At 72.6% G+C, this 24,219-nt stretch carries 18 protein-coding genes; 8 read left to right on the top strand and 10 right to left on the bottom strand.

Annotation, left to right across the window (positions count from 1 at the left end):
- Positions 1-48 precede the first annotated feature (48 nt).
- The 3 genes from PUR53_RS12255 to PUR53_RS12245 form a co-directional block, all read right to left on the bottom strand.
- On the bottom strand, positions 49-2,058 hold the full coding sequence (locus tag PUR53_RS12255) for a GDSL-type esterase/lipase family protein (RefSeq protein ID WP_329908325.1): 2,010 nt from the start codon (positions 2,056-2,058) through the stop codon (positions 49-51).
- A gap of 160 nt (positions 2,059-2,218) precedes the next feature.
- A complete protein-coding gene (locus tag PUR53_RS12250) occupies positions 2,219-2,704 on the bottom strand; it encodes an iron chaperone (protein WP_329894769.1) in 486 nt (161 codons plus the stop codon).
- A gap of 40 nt (positions 2,705-2,744) precedes the next feature.
- On the bottom strand, positions 2,745-3,278 hold the full coding sequence (locus tag PUR53_RS12245; protein ID WP_329908324.1) for a pyridoxamine 5'-phosphate oxidase family protein: 534 nt from the start codon (positions 3,276-3,278) through the stop codon (positions 2,745-2,747).
- Positions 3,279-3,459: 181 nt separating this feature from the next.
- Between PUR53_RS12245 and PUR53_RS12240 the strand changes: the two genes are divergently transcribed.
- Positions 3,460-6,690, top strand: coding sequence for an ATP-binding protein (locus PUR53_RS12240; RefSeq protein ID WP_329908323.1), 3,231 nt, complete (start codon positions 3,460-3,462; stop codon positions 6,688-6,690).
- A gap of 48 nt (positions 6,691-6,738) precedes the next feature.
- Here the strand turns inward: PUR53_RS12240 and PUR53_RS12235 are convergent, their stop codons facing one another.
- The 6 genes from PUR53_RS12235 to PUR53_RS12210 all read right to left on the bottom strand — a co-directional run bounded on the left by PUR53_RS12235 (position 6,739) and on the right by PUR53_RS12210 (position 14,084).
- Positions 6,739-8,064, bottom strand: coding sequence for a DEAD/DEAH box helicase (locus PUR53_RS12235; RefSeq protein ID WP_329908375.1), 1,326 nt, complete (start codon positions 8,062-8,064; stop codon positions 6,739-6,741).
- 214 nt (positions 8,065-8,278) lie between these two features.
- A complete protein-coding gene (locus PUR53_RS12230; RefSeq protein ID WP_329908322.1) occupies positions 8,279-9,136 on the bottom strand; it encodes a dioxygenase family protein in 858 nt (285 codons plus the stop codon).
- Positions 9,133-10,233 carry a maleylacetate reductase gene (locus tag PUR53_RS12225; RefSeq protein ID WP_329894765.1) on the bottom strand — a complete coding sequence of 367 codons (1,101 nt, stop codon included), beginning with the start codon at positions 10,231-10,233 and terminating at the stop codon, positions 9,133-9,135. The genes PUR53_RS12230 and PUR53_RS12225 overlap by 4 nt, the downstream gene beginning before the upstream one ends.
- A complete protein-coding gene (locus tag PUR53_RS12220) occupies positions 10,230-11,522 on the bottom strand; it encodes an MFS transporter (RefSeq protein WP_329894764.1) in 1,293 nt (430 codons plus the stop codon). Before PUR53_RS12220 ends, PUR53_RS12225 begins: the two co-directional genes overlap by 4 nt.
- Positions 11,519-13,075: a bifunctional 3-(3-hydroxy-phenyl)propionate/3-hydroxycinnamic acid hydroxylase gene (locus PUR53_RS12215; protein WP_329908320.1), complete on the bottom strand. Its 1,557-nt coding sequence runs from the start codon at positions 13,073-13,075 to the stop codon at positions 11,519-11,521. Before PUR53_RS12215 ends, PUR53_RS12220 begins: the two co-directional genes overlap by 4 nt.
- A 16-nt stretch (positions 13,076-13,091) precedes the next feature.
- Positions 13,092-14,084 carry an amidohydrolase family protein gene (locus PUR53_RS12210; RefSeq protein WP_329894762.1) on the bottom strand — a complete coding sequence of 331 codons (993 nt, stop codon included), beginning with the start codon at positions 14,082-14,084 and terminating at the stop codon, positions 13,092-13,094.
- 342 nt (positions 14,085-14,426) lie between these two features.
- On the opposite strand from PUR53_RS12210, the gene PUR53_RS12205 reads away from it, so the two are divergent.
- Positions 14,427-15,221, top strand: coding sequence for an IclR family transcriptional regulator (locus PUR53_RS12205; protein WP_329895238.1), 795 nt, complete (start codon positions 14,427-14,429; stop codon positions 15,219-15,221).
- A 118-nt stretch (positions 15,222-15,339) separates the two neighbouring features.
- Here PUR53_RS12205 and PUR53_RS12200 read toward each other — a convergent pair whose 3' ends face one another.
- Positions 15,340-16,143 carry a PaaX family transcriptional regulator gene (locus PUR53_RS12200; RefSeq protein WP_329895239.1) on the bottom strand — a complete coding sequence of 268 codons (804 nt, stop codon included), beginning with the start codon at positions 16,141-16,143 and terminating at the stop codon, positions 15,340-15,342.
- Positions 16,144-16,304: 161 nt separating this feature from the next.
- Between PUR53_RS12200 and PUR53_RS12195 the strand changes: the two genes are divergently transcribed.
- The 6 genes from PUR53_RS12195 to PUR53_RS12170 are packed head-to-tail and all read left to right on the top strand — an operon-like array spanning position 16,305 to position 24,211.
- On the top strand, positions 16,305-17,843 hold the full coding sequence (locus PUR53_RS12195; RefSeq protein WP_329908318.1) for an FAD-dependent monooxygenase: 1,539 nt from the start codon (positions 16,305-16,307) through the stop codon (positions 17,841-17,843).
- Positions 17,840-19,897: an acetate--CoA ligase family protein gene (locus tag PUR53_RS12190; protein ID WP_329908316.1), complete on the top strand. Its 2,058-nt coding sequence runs from the start codon at positions 17,840-17,842 to the stop codon at positions 19,895-19,897. Before PUR53_RS12195 ends, PUR53_RS12190 begins: the two co-directional genes overlap by 4 nt.
- The gene (locus PUR53_RS12185) at positions 19,884-21,557 is read left to right on the top strand and encodes a (2,3-dihydroxybenzoyl)adenylate synthase (RefSeq protein WP_329908315.1); all 1,674 of its coding nucleotides are present in this window, start codon (positions 19,884-19,886) and stop codon (positions 21,555-21,557) included. The genes PUR53_RS12190 and PUR53_RS12185 overlap by 14 nt, the downstream gene beginning before the upstream one ends.
- Positions 21,547-22,686 (top strand): cupin domain-containing protein, encoded by a 1,140-nt coding sequence (locus PUR53_RS12180; protein WP_329908314.1) that lies wholly within the window; start codon positions 21,547-21,549, stop codon positions 22,684-22,686. Before PUR53_RS12185 ends, PUR53_RS12180 begins: the two co-directional genes overlap by 11 nt.
- Positions 22,683-23,516 carry a fumarylacetoacetate hydrolase family protein gene (locus PUR53_RS12175; RefSeq protein ID WP_329895244.1) on the top strand — a complete coding sequence of 278 codons (834 nt, stop codon included), beginning with the start codon at positions 22,683-22,685 and terminating at the stop codon, positions 23,514-23,516. Before PUR53_RS12180 ends, PUR53_RS12175 begins: the two co-directional genes overlap by 4 nt.
- The gene (locus PUR53_RS12170; protein ID WP_329895245.1) at positions 23,513-24,211 is read left to right on the top strand and encodes a maleylpyruvate isomerase family mycothiol-dependent enzyme; all 699 of its coding nucleotides are present in this window, start codon (positions 23,513-23,515) and stop codon (positions 24,209-24,211) included. The genes PUR53_RS12175 and PUR53_RS12170 overlap by 4 nt, the downstream gene beginning before the upstream one ends.
- Positions 24,212-24,219 lie beyond the last annotated feature (8 nt).

Raw genomic sequence — 24,219 nt, 5'->3', positions numbered from 1 at the left:
CGCCATCGTAGGGGCGGCGGCGGACTCCGTGCCGTCGCACGACGGGTGTCAGCCGCCGATCCGCGCGGCGATGACCGGGGCGAGGCGATCGGCGATGGCACGGTGCCCCCGGTCGTTGGGGTGGACGGAGTCGGTGAGGTCGCCGGCGCCCAGCCAGCCCGTGGTGTCGACGAAGGACACCCGGGAGTCCCCGCCCGCGATCGCCCCCTGAACGGCGGCCTCGGTCTGCGGCACGAACCGTCCCCGGAAGGTCTCCAACGCGAAGATCCAGGCGCCGGGGTGCGCGGCGCGGACTTTGCGCAGCAGACTGGTGTAGGCGGCCTGGAACTGCGCCGAACTCACCCCGTGGCCCACGTCGTTGGTGCCGAGGTTGATGACGACGGCGTCCGCCCGGTAGCGGGAGAAGTCCCAGTCCGGCGTCGCCGCGTTGGGGTCGAGCTTGCCGTACTGCCGCTCCAGCCCCACACACCCGTCCGCCGCGGCCACCAGGCAGGCACCGCCCTGGGCGATCCGGGTGTGCTCGGTGCCGAGCCGCTCCCCGATCAGCCAGCCGTACGCGGTACGGGCGTTCTGCGACGTCGTCGTGCCCACGGTGATCGAGTCGCCGACGAACTCGACCGTCCTGCTCGGCGCCGGCGGTGCGAAGGTCGTGGCACCGCTGTCCAGGACGAGCCCCTGGAACACGGCGTCACCGCGATAGGAGCCCGCCACCACCTGGTAGTTGACCTGAAGGGTGTGGCGGCCGGCCGACAGGGCGACCGGTGTCAGGTTCACCGTCCCCTTCACGTCGTCGTAGAACCGCACGGGCCCGTCGTCGATGCGCGCCCAGAAGTCGATCGTGCCCCGCTGCTTCAGCTGCACGGTCCGCCCGGTGAAGCCGACGCGGTAGTAGGCACCCGCCCAGTAGGGCGTGTACGCGGTGGCGGAACCGGTGGTGTCCCAGCGTCCGACGAACTTGATGTTCGGGTCGCCGGGCTGGCCGGGCGCGGCGGCCCGCGCGGTGGCGGACGTGGCGGACGCGGTCGCCGTGCCGTTCAGCGCGCCGCTGACGACGGGCGCCAGCCGGTTCGCGAACTTGGTGTGCCCCGCCTCGTTGGGGTGCCCGTTGCCGTCCTCGTAGTCGGCGCCGTCGGTGAGCCAGCCCGTCGTGTCGACGTACCGCACCCTGCCGTCCCCGGCGCCGTTGCGCGCGGCGACCGCGGCCCTGGTCTCGGTGACGTACCGCTTCTTCAGGGTCTGCACCGCGAAGAGCACCGCGTCCGGGTACTTGGCCCGGGCGTCCCGCAGCAGGGCGGTGTACGCCGCCTGGAACTCGGCACCGGTCACCCCGTGCCCGATGTCGTTGGTGCCGAGGTTGATGACGACCGCGTTCGCCCGGTACCGGGAGAAGTCCCAGTCCGTGCCACCCGTACTGCCGACCTTGAAGAACTGTCCGCTCAGGCCCGTGCAGCCGGACCGTGCGACGAGGCAGTACCCGGCGCGCGCGATCCGCGTGTGCCGCATGCCGAGCCGCTCGCCCGTCTTCCACGCGTACGAGTCGAGCGCCAGCCGGTCGGTGAGGGCCCCGGCGGTGATGGAGTCCCCGACGAACTCGACCAGCCCCGGTGACGCGCCCGGCGCGACCGTACGAGCGCCGGAGTCCAGGACCAGGCCCTGGAACACCGTGTCGCCGGACCGGTAGGCGATCCGCAGGGAGTGCGTGCCGGGCGCCAGGGGGCGCGGAGTGAGGTTCACCGTGCCGCGCACGCCGGCGTGGAAGACGTCCGGGCCGCCGTCGACACTGACGTAGAAGTTGACCACGTCCCTGGCGCGCACCTTCACCGTGGTGCCGGTGAAGGACGTCTGCACGTACGCGCCGGTCCAGTTCGCGACGGCCGTCGTGCCGGAACTGGTGTCCCAGCGGCCGACGTACACGATGTTCGGGTCGGAGACCGAGCCGTCGCCCGGCGCGGCCTGCGCCCGGGTGGCGCCGGCCAGCGACAGCAGACAGGCGAGGAGTACCGCTGTGAGGACGGCGGCCAGGCCGCCTCTGCCGGACCTGTGGGGGAAGGTCAGCATGGGGATCCTTTCTCACCGATTGGGAGCGCTCCCATGTATGGCCTCCCCACGGAACCAGTGAGCGGGATGGGGGTCAAGGTGCCTTGCTGTGAAGGAAGTTGGCCTCTTTGTGTGGGAAGCCCGTCACCTCTCAGCCGCAGCCGAGTCAGCCGCTGTCCTCTCAGCCCGCCGCCCTCCGGACGAGTTCGCCGATCCGTGCCTCCGTCTCGGCCGTCAGCTCCGTCAGGGCGTACGTGGTCGGCCACAGGGCACCTTCGTCGAGGTGCGCCTGGTCGCTGAAGCCGAGGGTGGCGTACCGGGTCCGGAACTTGCGCGCGCTCTGGAAGAAGCAGACGACCTTGCCGTTCCTGGCGTACGCGGGCATGCCGTACCAGAGCTTGGGCGAGAGGCCGGGTGCGGCGGTGGCGACGATCCGGTGCACCCGCTCGGCGAGAACGCGGTCCGCGTCCTCCATCTCGGAGATCTTCGCGAGCACCTCGCTCTCCAAGTCCCCCTTGGCGGCCCGCGATCCGCGACGGGCGGACGTCTTCAGCTCCCGCGCGTGCTCCTGCATCGCTTCGCGCTCCTCGGCCGAGAACCCGTCGAACTTCTTCTCGGCCGTAGCGGAACTCCGGGGGGTCTTCCGTGTGTTCGTCGTGTTCGTCATGACAGTTTTCCTTCCTCGCACAGCACAGTGATGATGTCCGTCAGTCGAGCCAGCTGCCCTCACGCATCAGTTGACGCCCTGTCAACTCGTTCGCCTCACGCCACGCCTGCACCCGCGTCGGGGTGACGCGGAACCAGCGGTACGAGACGGCCGAGACCCGGGGGTCGAAACCGGTGCGCGCGGCGAACCGGTCCCCCCGCTCCGCCGACAGCGCGTCGATCGGGAGCACTTCCACCTCGCCCTCGATCATGGCCACGTCCCGGGTGGGGCCCAGCCCGAGCCGGGCGGTGCCGGTCGCGGCCAGGTTCCTGCCCGTCGGACTGTCGCCGGGCGTTGCCAGCAGCAACGTCTCGCCGTCCCAGTCGAAGGACAGCGGAACCAGGTACGGCACACCGTCCACCGAGGCGCTGGCCACCCAGACATCGGCGTCGTGGGTGAGCCGGTGCTCCGTGTCGCGGCGACGCACCGCGCGAGGGCGGGGGGCGGCGGGGGCGGCGGCGGACTGGTCGGCCGGCTGGTCGGCAAGTTGGTCGGCAGGCCGGTCGGCCGGCTGGGTGGCGGACGAACCGGGCATGGTCACTCCTGAATCGCTCGGGCTCACGGGGGCGGGGCCGCGACCCGTCCGGTGTGGCCGCCGGGTGCGTTCGCCGTGGTCACAGCCTCCCCCGGCGGGGCCACGGCCCGCCTCCGTGGTGAGCACGGAATCCACCACCGAGCGGCCACCGAGAGGCCACGGAGCGGCGGATAATGACCCGGTGTCCAGTCCAGTGGTCTCGGCTCGGGAAGCCGACGTGCTCGCGCTGCTCGGGGAGCACCTCAGCAACGCGGAGATCTCCGCCCGCCTGTTCATCTCCGTACGCACGGTCGAGTCCCATGTCTCCGCCCTGCTGCGCAAGCTCGACGAACCGGACCGGCGGGCGCTCGCCCGGCGCGCGGCCGACCTCGCCCGTGCCGACCGGCGTCGCCCGGCACCGGCCCTCCCCGCACCGCTGACCGCGTTCGTCGGCCGGGTGCGCGAACGCGCCGAACTGGCCGACGCGGTGAAGACGCGTCGGCAGGTCACCGCGGTCGGTCCGGGCGGGGTCGGCAAGACCCGGCTCGCGCTGGCGGTGGCGGCGGACGCGGCCGGTGAGTTCGCCGACGGGGTGTGGTTCGTCGACCTGGCCCCGGTCACCGACCCGGCGTGGGTCGGCGCGGCGGTCGCGGCGGCCGTCGGTGTGGGCGAACAACCCGGGCGCGGCGTCGAGGAATCGGTGTCGGCGGCCCTGGCGGACCGTGAGGCGCTGCTGGTCCTGGACAACTGCGAGCAGATACGCGAGGGGGTCGCGCCCTTCCTGGAACGGCTGCTGGTCGCCTGCCCGAGGCTCCGGGTGCTCGCGACGAGCCGGGCCCGGATGATGGTGCCGTTCGAATGGGTGTTCCCGGTGCCGCCGCTGTCCTCGGACGGCGGCGCCGACTCGGAGGCCGTGACGCTCTTCCTGGAACGGGCGGCGGCGGTCGGCCGGCCACCGGAACCGGCCCTGCGCGACCGGATCGCGGACATCTGCGAACGCCTCGACGGCATGGCCCTCGCGATCGAACTGGCGGCGGCACGCTGGCCCACCCTCGGACTGGACGGTCTCACCGCCGGGCTCTCCGACCAGCTTCGTATCCTCGCGGGCGGCTCCCGTGCGGACGACCGGCACCGGTCGGTGCGGGCCGCGCTCGACTGGAGCCATGATCTGCTGGAGCCGCCGGACCGGGCGCTGCTGCGGCGGATCTCGGTGTTCGTCATGCCGTTCACCGCGGAGGCGGCCGAAGCCGTCGCCGGGTTCGCGCCGCTCCAGCCGGCAGCGGTTGTCGACGGGCTCGGCCGGCTCGCCGAACAGAGCCTGCTCACCGCGACGCCGACCGCGACCGGGACCCGTTACCAGGCGCTGGAGACCATCCGCCAGTACGGGGCCGAGCGGCTCGCCGACGCCGAGGAGCTGACCGGCGTGCGATCGCGTCACGTCGCCTGGTGCCTGGCCGATGCGACCGCCCTCGCCGGGGGCGAGGGACCGGACTGGCGCGCACGTTTCGACGCCGTGGCCGACGACCTCCGCGCGGCCCTGGCCTGGGCCGCCGCCCACCCTGACCACCGCCCGTCCGCCCATCGCCTCGCCCTGGCCCTCGCGGGCCTGACCTTCACCCGCAACCTGCTGGGCGAGAGCCAGCAACGCTATGAGCAGGCGGCGACGCTCGCCGAGGCCGTCGGCGTCGCTGGTGGGGCCGTGGGCGGCGCGGACCCGGACCGGGCGGTTGCGGACGCTACCGGTGTGGACGAGGCCGGCGTGGTGGGGGGCGTGGGTGGTCGGGGTGGTGGGGCGGGCGGTGCCGCTGCTGCTGCCGCGGCCTTGCGGGAGGCGGCAGGGGTGGCCGGTTGCCGTCGGCTCGGCGATGACATGTACCGCCTGCACCGCGCGGCCGCCGAGGCCGCCTTGCGCGCCGGTGACCACACCGGCGCGGCCCGCGACCTGGCAGCCGCCGCCACGGTCGCGTACCGCTTCTCCAGCGAGTTCGCGCACCTCCCCACTCCGGCGGAGGCCACCGCGCTCCTGACAACGGCGCACCAACTGTCCGGCGTCACGGATCCGCCGCCCGGCGCCCCCGGCCTGCTCTCGGGTGGCGTGGAGTTGCCGCCCGGCGCCACGGAACCGTCGCCCGGCGCGACGGAACTGCCCTCCCGCGCCACAGGACTGCCGGCCGTCGCCGCCGACCGGCCGTCCATTGCCGCAGACCCGCCGCCCGGCGCCACGGATCTTCCCCCCGGCGCCCCCGGCCCGCTGCCCGGTCTCGGCTTGACCCTCTCCACCCCCGACCTGCCCCCCATAGCCACGGACCCAGCGCCCCACTCGTCGGCCTCCCCAGCCCCCACCCCCTCGCCCGAGCCGGCAGTCGCCGCGGACGTCTCCGTCGTCGCCGCTCTCGTGCTCGCCGAAGCCGCCGTGGTGAGGGATGCCTTCGGGGCCGTGCAGGGGGACGTCGACAACAGTGCGCGGGAGACGGTCGGTTGTGCCGAGCGGGCGGTCCGGCTGGCTCGGGCGGCGGGGGATCCCGTGGCCGAGTCCGCCGCTCTCGACGCGCTGTCCGGGGCCCGGACCTGGGCCGGTGACTCGTTCGGCGCGGCGGCGGCCGCCCGGCGCCGGATCGAAATCCTCACCCCGCTGCCGCACACCCCTGCCGCCACGCAGGAGTTGATGGACGCCCTCGCCATGGCGGCCGGCACAGCACTCGGCGTGGGCGAGCTGGCGCAGGCCCGCCGGTGGGCCAGGCAGCTCGCCGACCATCCCCTGTTCGCCGAGGTGGAGCACCACGCCACGTCCTGGCTGATGGTCGCGGACGCGTTCGCGGGCAACGGCGGGGACGTGCTCGGCGGCAGCGAACGGTTCCTCGACGCATGGCGCCGGAGCGGACGGCAGCGGTCGTACTCCCTCGGTCCCGCCGCCGCGGGCGTCGCGATGATCCACGGTCTGCGCGGCGACCACGCGGCGCGGGAGAGCTGGCTGGCGGTCGTCACGGAGGCCGGTACCGCGGCGGAGCACCACCATGGCTACGGCGCGGTCTTCGACGCCATGGTGCTCCTGCAACACGGCGACCCCGACGCGGCCCTCGCCCGGCTCGCGCCGGAACCGGACGAGGTGTGGAAGTGGGTCTCCTGGATCTGGCACCACTGGTACGTGGGCCTGCGTGCTGAGGCCTCGGTCCTCGCCGGCCACCCGGAGGCCCGTTCGCGGGTCGCCACCGCCCGGAACCTGGTTGCCGGCAACCCGGTCGCCACCGCCCAACTGGACCGCGCACAGGCGCTCCTGGACGGCGACCTGCCCGGTCTGTTCGCAGCCGCCACGGCATTCGACGCCGCCGACTGCCCCTACCAGTCGGCCCGTACCCTCCTCCTCGCCGGAGGCGAGCACACCGCCACCGGCACGGCTGCCCTCACCGCCCTCGGCCTCGCCCCCGACTCCTGAGAGTCGGCCGCGCCGCCTCCGGCGCGGCCCGCCGGTGGCGCCCAGGTGTCAGCGGCCCTTGCGCACCCGTGCGGCCGCGCGGGCCTCCGCCGTCTTCCGGGCCTCGGCGGCCTTGCGGGACTCCTTCGCGGGGCGGCCCGGCCGGGTACCGAGGCCCCGGAAGGGCGCGTTGCCCCCGCTGGACCTCGTGTCGGTCGGTGGCCGCTTGGCCCCGGTGATGACGGTCAACTGCGCCTCGCCGGACCGCACTTGGGTGACCGTCGGCCGGATCTTGGCCTCGGACATCATCCGGTTGACGTCGCGCCGCTGGTTGGGTGTGACCAGGGTGACGACCTTCCCGGACTCCCCGGCGCGCGCCGTGCGCCCGCCACGGTGCAGATAGTCCTTGGCGTCGGCGGGCGGGTCGACGTTGACGACGAGGTCGAGCGCGTCGATGTGGATGCCCCGGGCCGCGACGTTGGTGGCGACCAGCACGGTGATCGCGCCGTCCTTGAACTGCCCGAGCGTGTGCGTGCGTTGGGGCTGCGACTTGCCGCTGTGCAGGGCGGCGGCCCGTACGCCGCTGGCCCGCAGATGGCGGGTGAACTGGTCCACCCCGGCCTTGGTGTCGAGGAACATCAGCACCCGGCCGTCCCGCGCGGCGATCTCGGTCGCGGTGGCGTACTTGTCGGCGGGGTGGATGTTCAGCACATGGTGTTCCATCGTGGTGACCGAGCCCGCGGCCCGGTCGACGGAGGCGAGCACCGGATCGTGCAGGTGGTCGCGGACCAGCTGGTCGACCTCGCGGTCGAGGGTGGCGGAGAACAGCAGCCGCTGCCCGTCGGGGCGGACCTGGTCCAGGATCTCCGACACCTGCGGCAGGAACCCCAGGTCGCACATCTGGTCCGCCTCGTCCAGCACCGTGATCCGTACCCGGTCCAGGTGGCAGTCCCGGCGCGACACCAGATCGGCCAGCCGCCCCGGTGTCGCGACGACCACCTCGGCGCCGGCCCGCAGCGCCGCCTGCTGCTTGTTGATCGACAGCCCGCCGACCACCGTCGCCAGCCGCACCCCCAGGGTCCGCGCGTACGGCGTGAGCGCGTCGTCCACCTGCTGCGCGAGCTCCCGGGTCGGCACCAGGACCAGCGCCAGGGGCCGCTTGGACTCCGCCCGCCGCCCCGCCGTCCGGACCAGGAGCGCGAGCCCGAACGCCAGCGTCTTGCCCGAGCCGGTCCGCGCCCGGCCGAGGACGTCACGGCCGGCCAGCGCGTTCGGCAGGGTCGCCGCCTGGATCGGGAACGGCTCCCGCACGCCGAGCTCGGTCATGGTCCGCAGCAGTTCCGGCGGCAGGCCGAGCGCGTCGAACGACTCGGCCGGCGGCAGCTCCTGGGACACCGCCTCCGGTGCCGGGGACTCGCTCTGGGGCTCAGGGGTGGACGACGGCTTCGCGTGCAAGGGGGAACCTTTCCTGGTGTGGCGCCCGGAACGCACCGGGGCCCGTACCCCTCGGTACGGGCCCCGGCGGTGTCGAAGCGTGCCCCCATTTTACCAGCGGACCCCCACGGGCCGACCGGCCCGCAGCTACGGCGGCGTCGGCAGACCGGAACGGCTACTCCTTCCTCAGCACGATGTCGAAGGTCGCCGAGGTCCAGGTGCCGTCGATCCGACGCCCGTCCGGCGTCGGGGTTCCGGCCTCGTGGCGCTCGAACGGGCGGATCAGCGACTCCTTGACCCCGAACACCGAGTCCCGCTCCAGCCAGGAGTCCCCCGCGACGAAGATGTGCGTGATGAGCGTGTGGAAACCCGGCGCCGTCACCTTGAAGTGCAGATGCGGTGCCCGCATCGGGGAACGGCCGGCGTGGTCCAGCAGCCGGCCGACCGGGCCGTCGTCCGGGATCGGATACGGCGTGGGTGTGAGCCCCCAGAACCGGTAGCCGCCCTCGGCGTCCGTGAACAGGTGTGCGCGCCCGGCGAGTTCACCGGCGCCGTCGTCGTACTGGACGTCGTACATCCCGTCGTCGTCCGCCTCCCACACCTCGACGCGCGCTCCGGCGACGGGGGTGCCGTCGGAGCCCGTGACCCGGCCGCTGACCCAGGACGGTTCGCCGCTCGCACCGCCCGCGATGTCCCCGCCGGGCTCGATCCCGGGCGAGTCCTGGACGAAGAACGGGCCGAGGACCGTGGACTCCGTGGCCTCGCCGTCGCCCGGTTCGTTCACCGCGACGGTCAGCATCGAGATACCGAGGACGTCGGAGAGGAGGACGAACTCCTGGCGGGTGTCGGTCGTGATGTGACCGGCCGCCGTCAGGAACCCGATCGCCGCGCTCCACTCGTCCTCGGTGAGCCGCGTCTCGCGCACGAACGCGTGCGCGTGGCGTACCAGGGCCTGCATCAGCTCACGGAAACGGTCGTCCTTCGCGGACTCGAAGCTCGCGACGACCTGGTCGGTCAGGCGTTGCTCATTCATCGGTGAACCTCCGTCCCGGGGAGGAGAGAGACCTGCACCGGGACGTCCCCGCGCCACGCCCGCCCCAGCAGCGCGCGCATCTCGTCGTGGGTCACGCGGCGCGGGTTGGAGTCCGGCACCTGTGCCATGACCAGGTCGGTGGCCCGGTCGAGTTCCTCCTCGGCGAACCCCAACTCGCCCAGTGAACGTGGTGGTCGGAGGCTCGCGTAGAGGTCGAGAAGTGCCCCGAAGGGATCGGTGGGCGCGTCGAGCGCCGCTCCCAGCCACCGCTCCGCCTCCGGCGCTGCCGTCAGGTTGAGGCCGACCACATGCGGCAGGACCACCGAGTGCAGGGCGGCGTGTTCGAGGTCGTACGCGCCGCCGAGGACGTGGCACACCTTGTGGTGCAGCCCCGAACCGGCCCCGGCGAAGGCGACCGCCCCGAGATAGGTGCCGAAGAGGATGTCGCGCCGGGCCGCGACGTCCTGGCCGTCCGCGACGACGCGCGGCAGCGAGGACGCCAGCGACCGGACGCCCTCGGCGGCCAGGGCGGAGCTGATCGGGTTGTGCCGGGGCGCCCACCACGCGTCGACGCAGTGGGCGAGGGCGTTGAGTCCCGACGTCACCGACAGCCGGGTCGGCAGCGACAGCATCAGCGTGGCGTCGTAGACGACGACCCGGGGGAGGACCTTCGGATCGACGCCGGTGCGTTTGTGGCCGTCCTCGGTGAGGCCCCACACGGGGGTCGCCTCGGAGCCGGCGTACGTCGTCGGGACGGCGAGGATCGGGAGCCCGGTGGTGAGTGCCGCCGCCTTCGCGGTGCCGGTGGTCGAGCCGCCGCCGACGCTCAGCAGCAGGTCGGCCTCGTGCTGGTGGGCGGCGGCGCGTACGGCCTCGGCGACCTCGACCGGCACATGGGGGCGGACCTCGCCGAAGACCGCCACGACGGGCAGGTCCTCGCAGATGTCCTCGGCGAGGGCCCGCTCCCCGTCGGCCGCGATCACCAGGACCCGGCTCGCGCCGAGTCCGGTGACCGCGGCCGCCACGTCGTCCCGTGCGGTGCCGGAGCCGAAGACGACTCGCTGGCCCCAGGACTCGTAGACCACGGAAGCGGTCACGCGGCCACCGTCCGGGCCCGGGGCACGGCACCCGCCGCGAACGCCCCGAGGAGCGCGGGGACGGCGAAGGCGTAGAACGCCCACTCGATGTCGGCGCCCGAGCTCAGGACGAACGCGCCCAGGGACGGGCCGACGATCGCGCCGAACCGGCCGATGGACAGGGCCCAGGCGAGACCGTTGCCGCGCACGGCGTCCGGGTAGCGGGTCACGATGAACGCGTTGCCGAGGATCTGTGAACCGATGAACCCGAAGCCGCTGATGAACATCAGCACGAACATCACGGCCGTCGGCGGACGCGTGCTCATCGCGATCAGGCTGAGCGTGCCGACCAGGAAGGCGACGACCACGACCCGCTTGGCGCCCAGTGCGTCCGCGATCCGGCCGCCGACGATCGCCCCGACGCCCACACCCAGCCACATGGCCGCCGTCTGTAGCAGCGCCGAGCCGAGGGAGAAGCCGGCGGCCTGCATGATGCTGGGCAACCAGGTGCTGATGCCGAAGACCAGCAGGAGCCCGCAGAAGGACATGGCCCAGAACAGGACGGTCGAGACGGCGAGTCCGCCGGTCAGCAGCGAGCCGAGGCCCAGCCAGCGGCCCGGGTCCGCCGTCGGCGCGTCCGCCGCGGGTGCCAGCCCGAGTCGCTCCTCCACCGCGCGCGCCTCGTCGGCGCGGCCGGTACGGCGCAGGTGGAACGGGCTCTCCGGCAGCCGGAGCACGAGCGGGATGGCCAGGAACACCGGGAGCACACCGATCACATACAGCCACCGGTACGAGACGTCCGGGAGCAGGGCCGTGCCGAGCAGCGGGGAGAGCAGCGCGCCGGCCGCGTAACCGCTCATGATCAGGGCGACGTTGCGGCTGCGGCGGCCCGGGTCGCTGAGATCGGCCACGTACGCGTTGATCGTCGGCAGGACGACACCCAGGCCGAGCCCGACGATCAGACGTCCGGTGCCGAAGGACGGGACACCGCCCGCGACCGTGCAGATCGCCATGCCGAGCGTGAACAGGGCGGTCCCGGCGAGCAGCAGCCGGCGCGGGCCGGTGCGGTGGACGAGAGCTCCGGCGAAGGCCGCGCCGATCAGCATCCCGATGCCGACGAGCGAGCCGATCGTGCCCGCCTCGGCCTTGTCGATGCCGAGCGAGGGGTCACCCAGGATGGAGGGGACGGTGACGCCGTACACGGCGAGGTCGTAGCCCTCCAGGGAGGAGACGATCCAGGCGGCGACCAGGATGAAGGTGTTCGCGGGCACTCTGCTGATTCGCGTACGCATGACGGTGGGAGCGGTCATGGCCGGATCCTTTCTCCGACGGTGGCAGGAGCCTGCATGGGCTCTACTGCGTTGGCAAGGGTCTTCAGGAGCGCCGGGACACCGGAGAGGGTGTCCGCGGTGCCGAGGATGTAGAAATCGGGCCGCCACAGAACGGCGGCGCGGCCGGTCTCGTCGAACCAGCGCCCGTAGACGCCGCCGACATCGGTGAACCCCTCGGTGGTGAGGCGACGGTCGGTGAGGTGGTGGACGCGGACGCCCAGCCGAGTGGCCTCCGCTGTGGCCGAGGCGTCGAGCGAGGTGCCGTCGCGGCCGTCGACGAGGAGGACGAAACCACGGCCGACTACGGCGTCGAAGAGCCCCTCGGTGCCGTCGTGCTCGACGCGGCCGTGCGGCATCAGGTGTCCTGCCTGCGGGGACGCGTCGTGCAGACCCGGGCCGAGCCCCGGGAACCGCATCTTCTCCGGGCGCCCGTTCGCCTCGCGCTGGGCGATCAGCCGGGCGTCCCGCTCGGCGGCGGCCACCGGGTCGCGCATGGTCTGCACCCGGCCCAGCTCGATGCCCTTGGTGATGATGGCCCGGACATGCGGCTCACGCTCGCTCTGGTACGAGTCGAGCACCGCGTCGTCCGCGCCGCGCAGCACCGCGTCGAGCTTGAACGCGAAGTTCTGCGCGTCCCTGATGCCCGAGCACATGCCCTGCCCGAGGAACGGCGGCATCTGGTGCGCCGCGTCCCCGGCCAGCAGGATCCGGCCACTGCGCCACCGCTCCGCGACCAGCGAGCGGAACGTGTACGTGGCGACCCGGATCAGCTCGGCCTGCGACCGGTCGACATAGGCGGCGACCCTCGCCCACACCCGGTCGGGCTCCCGCTCGACGGAGAAGGAGTCCTCGGAGTCGAGCATGAAGCTGAACCGGTGGTGCTTCGGCCCCAGCGAGATGATCGAGATCGGCTGCTTCGGGTCGCAGACCTGGCGGGCCTTGGGGATGTCCGCGCCCCCGCCCTCGGTCAGCCGGAAGTCGCAGACCATCCACGGCTCGGAGAAGCCGTAGTCCTCCTGGCCGATGCCCAGCCAGGTGCGGGTGAAGCTGTTGCCGCCGTCGCAGGCCACGACGTAGCGGGCGGAGACGGCGTCGTCGGCCCCCTCGACCTGGATGTCCACACCCTGATCGGTGTGGTGGAGTCCGGTGACCCGGGAGTCCATCCGGATCCGGACGTTCTCCAGATCGCGGACCAGGCCGTCGAGGGCGTCCTCCAGATAGGGCTGGTACATCATGTACCACTCCGCCCAGCCCTGGCCGCCGACGGCGGCGAAGTCGTGCTCGATGAGCAACTCGCCCGCGCCGCTGCGCCACTCGTAGTTCCGCTGGACGTGCAACGTGGGCAGCAGGGTCTCGGAGAGTCCGAGCCGGTCGAACGTCCGCATCGTCTCATCGTCGAAGATGGCGGCGCGCGGCAGGTTGTAGAGGGTGGGGTAGCGCTCCAGCACGATCACGTCGTGGCCTGCCTGACCGAGCAGTGCCGCCGTGACCATGCCCACGGGTCCGTACCCGATGACGGCGACGTCGTACATGTGGGTCCCCTCGTGCTCAGACACCGGCGTACGCGGGTGCCGGGGTCGGGGCGAGGCCGAGCAGCTTCTCGGCGTTGAGGTGGCCGATCTTCTGCCGGTCGGCGTCGCTGATCGGCGCGTTCCGGAGGAACGTCGTGGCCGTCTCCATGTCCTCGAACGGGTAGTCGGTGCCGAAGAGGATGTGGTCGGCGCCCATCGACAGCAGCGCGGTGAGCAGCGGGGCGGAGGAACAGACACCGCTGGTGGTGATGTAGAGGTTCTCCCGGAGGTACTCCGAGGGGCGGCCCCGCTTGAGTTCGATGCCGTGGTGGGCGTGGAAGTCCCAGCGGGAGTCCATGCGCCACATCACGAACGGCAGGCCCTCTCCCATGTGGCCGAGCAGCAGCTTGGCCTTCGGGAAGTCGTCGAAGACGCCGCCGAAGATCAGGCGCAGGGCGTGGGTGGCGGTGTCGATGCCCCAGCTCCACATCGGCCCGACGAGTTCGGGGTGGCCGGACAGCACATGCGCGGTGTCGACGCCGTTCGCCGGGTGCAGATAGAGCGGCACGTCGAGGTGCTCGGCGCGCTCCCAGACGACGCGCAGGGCGGGGTCGTCGAGGTACCTGCCATGGGTGTGCGCGTTGACGAGGGCGCCGCGCAGCCCGAGCTGGGTGACCGCCCGCTCCAGTTCGTCGGCCGCCGCCCTCGGGTCCTGGAGCGGCAGGGCGGCGAAGCCGGAGAAGCGGTCGGGGTGCTCGGCGATGACACCGGTCAGGAAGTCGTTGACCGCGATCGCCTGGCGTACGGCGGCGGCCGGGTCCTTCTCCGCCTGGAGGCCGGGGGAGTTGAGGGACAGCACCTGCATGTCCAGGCCTGCCGCGTCCATGCCGTCGAGGCGTTCTTCGGTGAGGTCGAGGAGCCGACGGGAGGCCTCGGCCCACGCATGGGGCTGGGCGATGGAGGCGGTGGACGCGCCATGGCCCACCAGGTCGGGGGTCACGAAGTGCTCTTCGAGGCCGATCAGCTTCATTGCGGAGTTCTCCTCGGGGGATCGCCAGTGCGGCGAGGGAGGTGCGGGTGGAGCGGGGTTGAGACGGGGGAGCGGGGGTGCGGTGCGGGTCGGGTGTGAGTGACCGGGCACTGGGGAGCGCTGGCGTGTGCGCTGACAGAAGGCGGCTCATCGGTGGCTGCGAGCGGGCCGTCGGTGCGACGGGGGAGCAGCCGGGGTGGCGTGAGCACCACCGGTTCGCAGTTCACCAGAACGTAACGCGTTCCGCAATAGTGAATGTAGGATCTGTTTGAAGACGCTGGTCCGCCTGTCGCGCCGATAGGCTGATCGCGTTCAACCGCAGGCAGGGGAGAGGGCTGTGCCGTGACCAGTACTGAGCCCAGGGAGAGCAACGGGACCAACGGGGATCGGCAGGGCATCCAGTCCGTCGAGACCGCGATGCGGGTCCTGTTGGCCCTGGAGAGCGGCGGCGGCGCCCTGAGCCTGTCGGCGATCGCGCAGGCCAGCGGTATGCAGCCCAGCAAGGTGCACCGCTATCTCGTCAGCCTCGGCCGCATCGGCCTGACCTCGCAGGACGCCGCGTCCGGCCTCTACGACTTCGGGGCCACGATGCGCCGCATGGGTGCGGAGGCGCTGCGCCGCACGAACGAGGTCGCGGTGGCCGGCGGCCACGCCATGCGGCTCCGCGACCGCACTGGCCACTCCGTGAACCTGGCGGTCTGGGGCGACCGCGGCCCCATCGTCGTCAGCTGGGCGTACGGCACCCGCCCCCTACCCCTGACGGTGCGCGTCGGCGCGACGCTGCCCCTGGTCACCTCATCGGTCGGCCGTGTCTTCCTCGCTCATCTCCCCGAGAGCCTCACCGACGAGGTGCTCCGCGACGAACTCCGCGGCAAGGAGACCGACTGGCCCGCCGAGCGCCTGGCGGCCACCCGCGAACAGGTCCGCGACAAGGGCTACGCCGAGACCCGCGGCAGCGTCATCCCGGGCATCATCTCGATCGCCGCCCCCGTCTTCGCCGCCGGCGACCCGCTGCCCCTGGCCATCTCGGTCGTCCTCCCGGAAAGCCTGGGCACCCCGGACCACGTGGCCGAGGTGACCCGAGAACTGCGGACGACGGTGACGGAGGCATCGCACGAGCTGGGCCACCTGACGTAGGTCCACAACCGCGCCCCGAAAGGGGCGCGGGGAACTGCGCGACCAGCCACGACGCAGCGGCACTCGCCCGACGGCATGGCGAGGCGCATCCTGCGGCGCGGCGTTCCCAGGGGAGCGTTCAGTTGCGACTGCCGACCACCTCGTCGTAGTAGGACTCGGCGGCCGGCCCCAGCACATCATGGGCCTCCATGAACATCTCGTACGCCTCACGCCCCACCCACCCCGCCGGCAGCAACTCGGTCGGCAGGTCAGGATCGCGGAACGGAAACTGGCGGTAGTCGTACGTCAGCCGCATCCGCTCGACCAGGGCCTCCTCGGGACTGAGATGCCCGGCCCGGTACGAGGCCATCCGCCCCCGGTACGTGCGCAGCAGGTCCCGGTAGTCCTCGTTGAGCCCGTCGAGGTCCCAGCCCCGCGCCGCCATCTCCCGGTCGACGGGCAGCCCGCCGGACTGGCAGCGCAGCGTGTCCAGCCGTACGGCGGGCTCGTCCGCGAACTTCTCCCGGACCTGCTGGAGCCGGTCGTGCGGGGACACGTACGTGGACGGTGCCAGCGGGCCGAACCCCAGCCACGCCAGCTCCTTGCGGATGCGGTCCCGGACACCGCGCTCGGTCTCCGGGACCGAGTAGATGACCATGTACCAGTGCCGGTCCCAGTCGGCGGGCGCCCGGTCGAAGATGCGGGTACGGCCCTCGTCGAGAAGCTGGAGACTGCGCTTGTTCAGCGCGTAGACGGTCTCCCGGCCCTCGCGTCGGACATCGAACCAGCCCTCCTTGCGCAGCCTGGCGAGCACCACGCGCACGGTGCTCTCACCGACGCCGAAGCAGCCCATCAGCGTGCTCAGAGTGCGCATCCGGGCGGCACCGCCGCGGTAGCGGACGTAGTCGCCGAACAGGTCGAAGACAATCGATCGAGGCTTCACGAAAGCGACTATGTCACACGGACGGCCGTTGCCAGAATGAGTCAGTCCCCTGGAATCACAGCTCGAAATGCGCAACAAATTATTGACGCCCGTGTATCTGTTGACACAGGATGCCTGCGGGCCTGAGTCTGGGCCTGTACTCGAACGTGAAGGCGGAGGCCATGGTTTCTCGGATCGCTTGCGTGGGAGGCGGCCCCGGTGGGCTGTTCTTCGCGGCGCTCATCAAACAGGCCGATCCGTCGGTCGAGGTGACGGTCTTCGAGCGGAACCGCCCGGAGGACACCTTCGGCTTCGGCGTGGTGTTCTCCGACGCGACCCTCGCCGCCATCCACGAGGCCGACCCCGTGCTGCGCACCGCGCTCGCGGACCACGGCCGGCACTGGGACGACATCGAGGTGCGGCTCAAGGGACAGCGCATCCGGTGCGGCGGCAACGGCATGGCCGCCATCACCCGCAAGGCCCTGCTCCAGCTCCTGCACCGGCGCGCGGAGGAGGTCGGCGTCGACCTCCGCTTCAGCCACGAGATCCCCGCCGATCCGGAGCAACTGGCCGACTACGACCTGATCGTGGCCGCCGACGGCGCCAACTCCCGCTTCCGCGACCGGCTCGCCGACGTGCTCGTGCCCGAGGTGGAGGTCGCGACGGCCAAGTTCATCTGGTTCGGCACGGACTACCTCTTCGACGGTCTGACCTTCGTCCACGAGCACGGCCCGCACGGCACGTTCGCCGTGCACGGCTACCCGATCAGCGACCAGGTCAGCACGTTCATCGTGGAGACCGACGAGGAGTCCTGGCGGCGCGCGGGCCTCGACGAGTTCGACACCGCGCAGCCGCCGGGCCCGAGCGACGAGAAGACCCGGCACTACCTGGAGAAGCTCTTCGCCGAGCAGATCGACGGCCACCAGCTGCTGGTCAACAACTCACGCTGGGGCAACTTCCGCACCCGCCGCACCCACCGCTGGCACAGCGGCAACGTCGTCCTCCTCGGCGACGCCGCCCACACCGCGCACTTCTCCGTCGGCTCCGGCACCAAGATGGCCATGGAGGACGCCGTCGCCCTCGCCGACACCCTCCTCGCCCACCGCGACGACCTGCCGACCGCCCTGGAGGCGTACGAGGCCGCCCGCCGCCCCTCGGTCGAGAAGATCCAGGGCGCCGCCCGGCCCAGCCTGTCCTGGTGGGAGAACTTCGGGCGCTACCACGACGCGTTCCGGCCCACCCAGTTCGCCTTCCACTTCATTTCACGAAGCATCGGCAAGGAGCGGATCGCCCGCCGCGACCCCGAGTTCGTCGACACGGTCGTACGGGACTGGCGCGTCGCCCACGAAGGTTCCGCTCCTCTCGACACCCCGTTCATGGACTTCGACGGTCGGCGACTGACCCCGGCCCAGCTCACGGAACTGCGCGCCGAGGGCTCCCGCTGCCTGTGGCTCACCGCGCCGGACGGAGAGGCCGAACTCCCCTCCCTGTACGAGCAGTTGGCCGCCGCGTTGCGCGATGACGTACCCCCGGACCTGGTGGCCGTCCAGGACGGCACCCCGCTCACCCGCTCCCTGCTCGCCGAGCAGGCCCGGCTGGTGTACGGCGTGCCCGCGCTGATCGTGGAGGACGCGATGGACGACGACCGGGCGGAGACGCTGCTGCTGTCGGGGCGGGCCGATCTGGTCGCCTCCACCGGGGAAGGACGGGGCGAGGCATGACCACGGACCTGACTCCGCTCCTGGCGCCCGAGGGCGTCGTCGTGATCGGCGCCTCGCGGCAGGCCGGGAAGCTCGGCGCCGCCATGGCCCGCTCCCTCGCCTCCTTCCCCGGCGCCCGCGCCCTGGTCAACGCCCGCCGCCCCGACCCCGCCGAGGGCGTGTACGCCTCCGTCGCCGAGGCCGCCGCGCACACCGACGGGCGGCTCGACCTCGCCGTCCTGTGCGTGCCCGCGTCCGGCTGCGCGCAAGCCCTGGCCGAGGCGGCCGCCGCCGGCTGCCGTGCCGCGCTGGTCTGCGCCGGCGGTTTCGGCGAGGCGGGCCCGGAGGGCGAGGAGTACGCCGACGAACTGCGGCGCGTGGCCCGGGAGACCGGGGTCCGGCTGCTCGGTCCCAACACCTCCGGCTTCTTCGCGCCCCACCTGGGCCTCACCGCCAGCTTCGTACCGGCCGCCGGACAGCTTCCGGCCGGGGAGATCGCCGTCGTCGCGGCCAGCGGCGGCGTCAACCACGCGCTCTCCTTCGACCTGGTCGCCGCCGGGAACGGCATCAGCCTCGGCGTCGGCATCGGGGCGGGCCTCGACGTCACCGCCGCGGACGTCCTGGAGCACCTCGTGGAGGACCGCCGTACGACGGCTGTGGCTCTGCATCTGGAGACGGTTCCGGACGGACCACGTCTGGTGGCGGCCGTGCGCGGGCTGGCTGTCGTGAAGCCGGTCGTGGCGCTGGTCGTCGGCCGCAGTGACATCGGTGACTTCGCCCGGTCGCACACCGGCGCGCTCGCCACGTCCTGGCGTACGACACGGGCCGCGCTGCGGCAGGCCGGGGCGGTGGTCGTGGACGACGAGCGGGAACTGGTGGACGCGCTCACCGCGCTGTCCCGCATCCGGCTGCGCCCGCTGTCGGACCCGGGGCTCGGCATCGTGACCGCCCAGGCCGGCCCGGGGCTGCTCCTGGCGGACCGGGCGGGCACCGACGGCATCCGCGTACCGGAGCTGACCTCGACCACACGGCACGCGTTGAGCGAACTGCTGCCCCCGCTCACCTACCAGCGGAACCCGGTCGACACCGGCCGCCCCGCCGAGACGTTCGCCCGAGTCCTCGACACCACGGCAGCCGACCCGGCGGTGGACCTCCTCGCCGTCTACGCCCTGACCGAGCCCGACAGCGTCGACCTCGCCTCCGCCGCCCAGGACGCCGGTCTCGGCGCCGACTCCCCGGCCGTGGTGGTCGTCGGCGGCCTCCCCGAGGACGTGGCCGAACAACGGGCCCGACTCCACAAGGCCGGGGTCCCGGCCCTCACCGGACCGGCCTCAGCCGCCAACGCGGTACAGGCACTGGTCACGGACGCGCGACAGCGGGCCTCGTCGGACACGGAGGGGCTGCCCTCGGAGGCGCTCGTTGCCGTACCCGCCGGCCCCCTCGACGAGGACGCCGCCAAGACCTTCCTCGCCGAACTCGGCATCCGCACCCCCGACCGCGTCGCCTGCGACAACCGCGCCGAGGCCCACCACGCCCTGCGCCGGCTCGGTGGCCCCGTCGCCGTCAAGGTGCTCGACGCCGCGATCCTGCACAAGACGGAGATCGGCGGGGTCCACCTGGGCGTACGTACCGCCGAGGAACTCGACGCGGCGCTGGATGCCATCGGCCCCGACCGCCGCTACCTCGTCGAGGCGATGGCCCCGGCCGGTGTCGACCTCGTGCTCGGCGTGCGGCGGGACCCGGTGTTCGGGCCGGTCGTGTTGGCGGGGCTGGGCGGTACGGCCGCCGAGGCGCTCGCCGACGTGGCGATCCGGCTCGCCCCGCTGTCCGTGACCGAGGCCGCCACCATGCCCGACGAACTGGCCGCCCGCGCCCTGCTCGACGGCTGGCGGGGCGGGCCGGTGCTGGACCGCGCCGAGTTCGGAAGGACCGTCGCCGCACTCGCCGCCGCCCTGGCCGCGAGCCCGGAGACCGCCGAGATCGAGATCAACCCGCTGCGGCTCACCGCCGACGGGCTGATCGCCCTGGACGCCGTGATCGTGCCCACTGAGGAGACTGACCATGCCCAGGCCTAGCAGCGACGGAGCTGTGCCCTGGCCGACGGAGTACGCCGAGCGCTACACCGCGAAGGGCTACTGGGAGGGCATCGCCCTCGGCGACCGGCTGCACGCCTGCGCCGACGCGACCCCCGACGCGATCGCTGTCGTCGACGGCGACCGCAGGCTGACGTACCGGCAACTCGCCGAACGGGCGGACGCCGCGGCGCTGCGCCTGGCCGCGCTGGGCCTCCGCCCGGACGACCGGATCGTGGTGCAGCTGCCCAACACGGCCGAGTTCGTGATCCTCACGTACGCGTGTCTGCGCCTCGGTGTCATCCCGGTGATGGCGCTGCCCGGCCACCGCAGACACGAGATCGGCTATCTCGTCGAGCACAGCGAGGCCGTGGCCATCGCCGTCCCGGACCTCCTCAAGGACCACGACCATCAGTCGATGGCATTCGAGGTGGCTGATGGGTCATCAACTCTCGCTCATGTGCTGGTCCTCGGCGACAAGGTGGGCGACAGTGCCGTGGATCTGCGGGAGTTGTGCGCCGAGCCCGCCGCGCCAGGCGTCCGGGACGCCGTCGACGCGTACCGGCCCGACAGCCGCTCCATCGCCGTCTTCCTGCTGTCCGGCGGCACCACCGGACTGCCCAAGCTCATCGCCCGCACCCATGACGACTACCTCTACAACGCCCGCCGCAGCGCCGAGGTCTGCGAACTCGGCCCCGACACGGTCTACTTCGCCGCCCTGCCCCTCGGGCACAACTTCCCCCTCGCCTGCCCGGGGCTGCTCGGCACGCTGCTGCACGGCGGGCGGGTCGTCCTCGGTTCGCCCAACCCGGACAAGGCGTTCCCGATCGTCGAGCGTGAGGGCGTCACCGTGAGCGCCCTGGTGCCGGCCATCGCCCAGCGCTGGCTGGACCACCACCGGGAGAACCCCGGGCACGACCTGAGTTCGCTGCGCCTCCTCCAGGTCGGCGGCTCCCGCCTCGCCGACCACGTCGCCCGCCGCGTCCGCCCCGAACTGGCCTGCACGCTCCAGCAGGTGTTCGGCATGGCCGAGGGCCTCCTCAACTACACGCGCTTCGACGACTCCGAGGACGTCATCTGTACGACCCAGGGGCGCCCCATGTGCGACGACGACGAGCTTCTCGTCGTGGACGAGTTGGGCGACCCGGTCCCGGAGGGGAGCCCCGGTGTGCTGCTCACCCGGGGCCCGTACACTCCGCGCGGCTACTACCGGGCCGATGAGCAGAACGCTCGCGCGTTCACCGAGGACGGCTGGTACCGCACCGGCGACATCGTGCGGCTGCGGCCCGACGGCAACCTCGTCGTCGAGGGACGCGACAAGGACATGATCATCCGGGGTGGGGAGAACATCTCCGCCGAGGAGATCGAGAACTTCGCGTACCAGACCCCGGGCGTCGCCCGCGCCGCCGCCGTGGCCATGCCGGACGACCGGCTGGGCGAGCGGGTCTGCCTCTACGTCGTCCCGGAGCCCGGGCACACCGTCTCCCTCGACGACGTCCACCAGGTCATGGAGCGCGCGGGCACCGCCCGCTTCAAGTTCCCGGACCGGCTGGTGACCGTCCCCGAACTCATCGCCACCAAGGTCGGAAAGATCGACAAGAAGGCCCTGCGCGCCGACATCGCGCGTCGCCTCGACGCCGAAGGAACCCCCGATGACCACTGACCCGGTGACCAGCGTCTCCGTCATCGCCCCGGACGAGACCGACCCCGACCTGCGCAAGCTGTACGACGGCTTCGCGGCCGCCGGGCTCATCCCGCTGTGGACGGAGATCGGCAACCTGATGCCGCTGACCCCGCAGCCCGAGGCCGTACCGCACGTCTGGCAGTGGGACACCCTGCTGCCGCTCGCCCGGCGGTCCGGCGACCTGGTGCCCGTCGGGCGCGGCGGTGAGCGCAGGGCGATCGCGCTCGCCAACCCGGGCCTGCCCGGACGGCCGTACGCGACGCCCAACCTCTGGGCGGCGATCCAGTACCTGGGCCCGCGTGAGGTCGCCCCCGCGCACCGGCACTCGCAGGGGGCCTTCCGGTTCATCCTGGAGGGCGAGGGCGTGTGGACGGTCGTCAACGGCGACGCGGTCGAGATGCGCCCCGGCGACCTCCTCCTCACCCCGTCCATGCACTGGCACGGCCACCACCACGTCGGCGACGAGCCCATGGTCTGGCTCGACGGCCTCGACATCCCGCTCGTCCACCGACTCGACGCCGGGTTCTTCGAGTTCGGCGAGGACGGCGTGTCCGACCGGTCCACCCCCTCCCGCTCGCGCAACGAACGGCTCTGGGGCCACCCCGGACTGCGTCCGATAGCCGCCCCCGAAACCCCCAACTCCCCGCTGATGGCCTACCGTTGGGCCGACACCGACGACGCCCTCACCGCCCAGCTGGAGCTGGAGGACGAAGGACACCCCGGTGTCATCGAGCCCGGCCACGCGGGCATCCGCTTCACCAACCCCGCCACCGGCCGCGACGCCCTCGCCAGCCTGCGCACCGAGATGCACCGGCTGCGGCCCGGCACCACCACCGCCACCCGCCGCACCGTCGGCTCCTCGGTCTGGCAGGTGTTCCGCGGCAGCGGCACGGTCACCCTCGACGACCGGGCGATCGAGGTGGCCGCCGGCGACCTGATCGCCGTCCCCTCCTGGTGCGCCCTGACCATCGCCGCCGACACCCGGCTCGACCTGTTCACCTTCAACGACGCGCCCCTCTACGAGGCGCTCGACCTCGCCCGCACGGAGACGACCGCCCGCACGGAAACGACCGCCCGCACCGTAACGACCGGGAGCACGACCGCATGAAGCTCGCCACCATCCGCACCGCCGACGGCACGGCGGCCGTCCGCCTCGACGGCGACCGGGCCGTGGAGGTCGGCGCACCCGACGTCGCCACCCTGCTGCGCCGCCCCGACTGGCGTACGGACGCGGCCGCCGCCGACGGCCCCACGCACGACGTGGCCGCCCTCGACCTCGCCCCGGTCGTCACGACCTCCGCGAAGATCTTCTGCGTGGGCCACAACTACCGCACCCACATAGCGGAGATGGGCCGCGAGATGCCCTCACACCCCGCCCTCTTCGCCAAGTTCGCCAACTGTCTGCTCGGCGCCCGCGACGACATCGCCCACCCGGGCGAGACCGAGGAACTGGACTGGGAGGCCGAACTCGGCTTCGTCATCGGCTCCCGACTGCCCCGCCGGGCCACCAAGGAGGATGCGGCCGCCGCGATCGCCGGCTACACCGTCGTCAACGACATCTCCATGCGGGACTGGCAGTGGCGCACCCCGCAGTGGCTCCAGGGCAAGGCGTGGGAGGCCAGCACCCCGGCCGGGCCCTGGCTGGTCACCGGTGACGAGATCGACGACGCGGCCGACCTGGAGATCCGCCTGGAGGTCGACGGCGAGGTCATGCAGCGCTCCCGCACCTCCGACCTGCTCTTCACCCCGGCGGACATCGCCGCGTACATCAGCACGTTCACGACCCTGGAGCCGGGCGACCTCATCCTCACCGGCACCCCCGGAGGTGTGGGCGCGGCCCGCGACCCGAAGGTGTTCCTGAAGCCGGGTCAGGTCGTGCGGACGGTCGTCGAGGGCATCGGGGAGTGCGTGAACACGGTCGTGGAGGACAAGGCGTGAGGGTCCTCGACCGGGTCGCGGACGGTCAGGTCAGGCTCCAGGGGGCGGTCGACGCACTGCCGCCGCACGCCGTCACCGAACCGTCCGCTCTCCCCGGCTGGACCCGCGGCCACCTCCTCACCCACCTCGCCCGCAACGCCGACGCCCTGGTCAACCTGCTGACCTGGGCCCGTACGGGAATCCCCACCCCCATGTACGCCTCGCCGGACCAGCGCGCCACGGACATCGAGGCCGGCGCCGGTCGCCCGCTCGCCGAACAGCGGGCGGACGTACGGGAGTCCGCCGAGCGTTTCCGGAAAGCCGCCGAGGCGCTGTCGGACGACGACTGGTCGGCCACCGTCACCAGCGGGACGGGCCGACAGATCCCGGCGTCCGAGGTGCCGTGGCTGCGGGCCCGCGAGGTCTGGATCCACCTGGTCGATCTGCGGGTCGGCGTCGGCATGGACGTCCTGCCGCCCGATCTCGCCTGGGCCCTCGTGGGCGATGTGGCCGGGTGGATGACGGCCCGCGTCGAGCCCGGAACCGGCGTCGAGTTGAGCGCGGACGGACACGGCACGGTCGTGCTGGGCGCCGGCCCTGCCGGTGCAACGGTCTCCGGACCCCCGCACGCTCTCGCCGCCTGGCTCACCGGCCGGGGCACCGCCGAAGACCTGCGGGTCACCGGTGAACTCCCGGACCTCCCGGACTGGTTGTGACCACTCAC

The sequence above is a fragment of the Streptomyces sp. SP18BB07 genome (assembly GCF_036322545.1).
GTDB lineage: Bacteria > Actinomycetota > Actinomycetes > Streptomycetales > Streptomycetaceae > Streptomyces > Streptomyces deccanensis.
Note: the sequence above shows the minus strand (reverse complement) of the source record. Positions and strands in the feature narration are given on the sequence as shown.

Bases quoted from the DNA above. Each gene is read 5' to 3' on its own strand.
- PUR53_RS12255 (WP_329908325.1), bottom strand. From the start codon at position 2,058: ATGCTGACCTTCCCCCACAGGTCCGGCAGAGGCGGCCTGGCCGCCGTC.
- PUR53_RS12250 (WP_329894769.1), bottom strand. From the start codon at position 2,704: ATGACGAACACGACGAACACACGGAAGACCCCCCGGAGTTCCGCTACG.
- PUR53_RS12245 (WP_329908324.1), bottom strand. From the start codon at position 3,278: ATGCCCGGTTCGTCCGCCACCCAGCCGGCCGACCGGCCTGCCGACCAA.
- PUR53_RS12230 (WP_329908322.1), bottom strand. From the start codon at position 9,136: ATGAATGAGCAACGCCTGACCGACCAGGTCGTCGCGAGCTTCGAGTCC.
- PUR53_RS12220 (WP_329894764.1), bottom strand. From the start codon at position 11,522: ATGACCGCTCCCACCGTCATGCGTACGCGAATCAGCAGAGTGCCCGCG.
- PUR53_RS12215 (WP_329908320.1), bottom strand. From the start codon at position 13,075: ATGTACGACGTCGCCGTCATCGGGTACGGACCCGTGGGCATGGTCACG.
- PUR53_RS12210 (WP_329894762.1), bottom strand. From the start codon at position 14,084: ATGAAGCTGATCGGCCTCGAAGAGCACTTCGTGACCCCCGACCTGGTG.
- PUR53_RS12195 (WP_329908318.1), top strand. From the start codon at position 16,305: ATGGTTTCTCGGATCGCTTGCGTGGGAGGCGGCCCCGGTGGGCTGTTC.
- PUR53_RS12190 (WP_329908316.1), top strand. From the start codon at position 17,840: ATGACCACGGACCTGACTCCGCTCCTGGCGCCCGAGGGCGTCGTCGTG.
- PUR53_RS12185 (WP_329908315.1), top strand. From the start codon at position 19,884: ATGCCCAGGCCTAGCAGCGACGGAGCTGTGCCCTGGCCGACGGAGTAC.
- PUR53_RS12180 (WP_329908314.1), top strand. From the start codon at position 21,547: ATGACCACTGACCCGGTGACCAGCGTCTCCGTCATCGCCCCGGACGAG.
- PUR53_RS12175 (WP_329895244.1), top strand. From the start codon at position 22,683: ATGAAGCTCGCCACCATCCGCACCGCCGACGGCACGGCGGCCGTCCGC.